The following is a 2,909-nucleotide window of genomic DNA, read 5'->3' as shown; positions in this document are numbered from 1 at the left end:
AGCCTTGGATCATAACAACGAATGTTGCGCTCGTTGCGGTTTTAATCAAGAGTTGATGCTTACACTAACCTCGCCTGCAGGTTAGTCAACCGGCGGTTCGATTTTCGATTTCGCGCCGCCATACCCACCGCCTTGGGTTGCCCCACCAGCACCACCATTTTTTTGCCCCGGGTAACACCGGTGTAAAGCAGGTTACGTTCCAGCAGGGTGTAGTGTTGCATGGCCATGGGGATCACCACACAGGGGTATTCGGAGCCTTGGCTTTTATGGATGGTGGTGGCATAGGCCAGCGACACTTCGTCCAGCTCATTGACCGGATAAAGCACCTCCCGACCGTCGAACTCAATCATCAACTCGCCCTCTTCAATATCGATGGCTTTTACCCGGCCAATATCGCCGTTAAACACCTCCTTGTCGTAGTTATTGACCGTCTGAATCACCTTATCCCCTGGCGCATAGGTCCAGCCATAACGGGTAACCCGAGGGTGTGCATTCGGGTTCAGGGCTTCCTGCAAGGCCACATTCAAACTGCGAGCGCCCAGTCCGCCCCGGTTCATTGGGGCCAGCACCTGGATATCGTTGACCGGATCAAAGCCAAACGTCTCAGGCAGCCGTCGTGTGACCACCGACATCAACTTGGCAAACAGCTCTTCGGGCTCTTCACCTGTCAGATAGAAGAAGTCCGTCTCCTCCCCTTTTTTCGTCACCTTGGGTGCCTGCCCACGGTTGATGGCGTGGGAGCCGGTAATAATCTGTGAGGTTGCCGCCTGCCGAAAGATTTCCGTCAATCGTGCCACGGGTACCTTACCGGACTCAATCAAATCACTCAGTACCAACCCCGGCCCTACCGAAGGCAACTGATCGACATCGCCCACCAGCAATACCGCAGCGGAGTCGGGCACTGCCCGCAACAGCTGATTCATCAGCACCACATCCACCATGGAGCACTCATCCACCACCAGCAGATCCGTTTCCAGAGGATTCTCGGCATTGCGTTTGAAGTCGAAGGCGGATGGATCGAAATCCAGCAGCCGATGAATGGTGGTGGCTTCCTGCCCTGTCGATTCAGACAATCGCTTGGCGGCCCGCCCTGTGGGTGCACACAGCGTCACCTCAACCCGCTTGGCCTGGATAATCTTCAGGATGCTGTTAACCACCGTCGTCTTACCCACGCCCGGTCCACCGGTAATGATGCAGAACTTATTCTGCACCACCAGCTCAATCGCCCCTTTCTGGGAGTCGGACAGATGTATGTTGTTTTTCTCCTCCACCCAGGGAATGGCTTTGTCCATGGCAATACCAGACCAGCCGGAACGTCCCGGAAGCAAGCGGTTCACATGGTTGGCAACCCCCTGCTCGGCACGAAAGAGCGGTGTCAGAAACAGGCAGGGCACCTCTTCAATGGTCTCCGGTGTCAGCCGCTCCTCATTGATCTCGCACTGAATCGCTTCCTTAATGGTGGCTTCCGGTATCTCCAGCAACGTGACCGCATCGTTCACCAGCGCCTCAAACGGTCGGGCGCAGTGCCCTTCTCCGGAACACTCCTGCAACACATGGCGCACCCCGGCCTGGGCCCGTATTAACGACACCCGGTCGATTCCCAGCTGCATGGCCAGGTTGTCTGCCGTTTTAAAACCGATGCCGTGAATATCCAGTGCCAGCCGGTACGGGTTCTCCTGCACTTTCGCCACGGACTCATCACCATAGGTTTTATAAATACGCACCGCCCGGGCTGTGCCAACACTGTGGGATTGCAGGAACACCATAATCTCCCGAATCACCTTCTGCTCCGACCAGGCCGAGGTGATCTTCTCCCGCCGTTTTTTGCCGATGCCCTCCAGCTCCATCAGCCGCTCCGGGTTATCTTCAATAATATCGAACACCTGTTCACCAAAGGCTTTCACCAGCCGTTTGGCAAAATGGGGGCCAATGCCCTTCACCATGCCGGAGCCCAGGTATTTCTCGATGCCTTCCAGGGTATTGGGTGTCACGGTTTTGATCTGCTTAACCTTGAACTGCACCCCGTGCTTATGGTCGTTAAACCAGATGCCGGTGGCATCCACAAACTCACCGGGTGTCACCGAGGGTGTGTTGCCGGTCATGGTCACCAGCTCACGCTGCCCCTTGCACTTGACCCGAATCACAAAGAACCCGCTGGCTTCGCTGTGGAAGGTGACCCGCTCTACCGACCCCTGAAGATGAACCAGTGGCTGATGGTCTGTGTAGCGCTTATCATTGGAGGCAGTTTCCATTAAGGCGTCGTTTATCCGTCAGAAGAATGAAGGCAGTCAAAAGAATATTACCAAAGGGGATTTATTCAAGCGACTATAGAGGCCATATATTCATAATGTAGTGTCTACAAAAACATTCACTTATCAGCAGGGGCAGCCAGACCTTGCTATGGAGTAAATGTAATGGAAGCTCTGGATGGCGATCCTTTTGATGGACTCTTTAGAGTCGACATCATTAACAACGCACAGCGAGGCTTTTCTGATCCAAATGCAGGGGAAGATTTAGCAAATTTCAATGAGCCACTTGATGAGCTCAAATCCTGATCTTGCGAGTCCGTCTTTTGTGGTAACCACAACGAGGGTTGGATTCCCGAGCATTGCGGATTCCAGAATGGTTTGCAGTCCTTTTCGCTTAAAGTTGAAAGCCTGGCAATGTCACCGATAAATTCTGAGTCAGAATGCTTTTTGAGCAAGAGAGACTTCTGCGTGATGATGCTGGATTTTTGTCTGGCAGAGCTGACTCTCGCATAGGCTATTTTTCTCTGATGGTTAAGTAGTACACGGTAGTGACCACCGCTTGTTTGCATCACTCATAATAGCCACTTTTGATTCTTCGTCGTATTGTTTGGGTCGTGACGCCTTCAACTCTGGCAAGTTTTGTTGTTGATACCCACAAAT

General features: G+C 53.1%; 2 protein-coding genes. One reads left to right on the top strand and one right to left on the bottom strand.

Going from position 1 to position 2,909, the window contains the following annotated elements; translation table 11 throughout:
- Positions 1 to 59: 59 nt before the first annotated feature.
- Complete coding sequence (locus KDK15_RS17950) at positions 60 to 2,252, bottom strand: ATP-dependent RecD-like DNA helicase (protein WP_257296766.1); 2,193 nt, start codon at positions 2,250 to 2,252, stop codon at positions 60 to 62.
- A 162-nt stretch (positions 2,253 to 2,414) separates the two neighbouring features.
- On the opposite strand from KDK15_RS17950, the gene KDK15_RS17945 reads away from it, so the two are divergent.
- Positions 2,415 to 2,555 (top strand): hypothetical protein, encoded by a 141-nt coding sequence (locus KDK15_RS17945; protein ID WP_257296765.1) that lies wholly within the window; start codon positions 2,415 to 2,417, stop codon positions 2,553 to 2,555.
- Positions 2,556 to 2,909 lie beyond the last annotated feature (354 nt).

This window comes from Endozoicomonas sp. YOMI1 (genome assembly GCF_024606345.1).
Classification (GTDB): Bacteria; Pseudomonadota; Gammaproteobacteria; order Pseudomonadales; family Endozoicomonadaceae; genus Endozoicomonas.
Note: the sequence above shows the minus strand (reverse complement) of the source record. Positions and strands in the feature narration are given on the sequence as shown.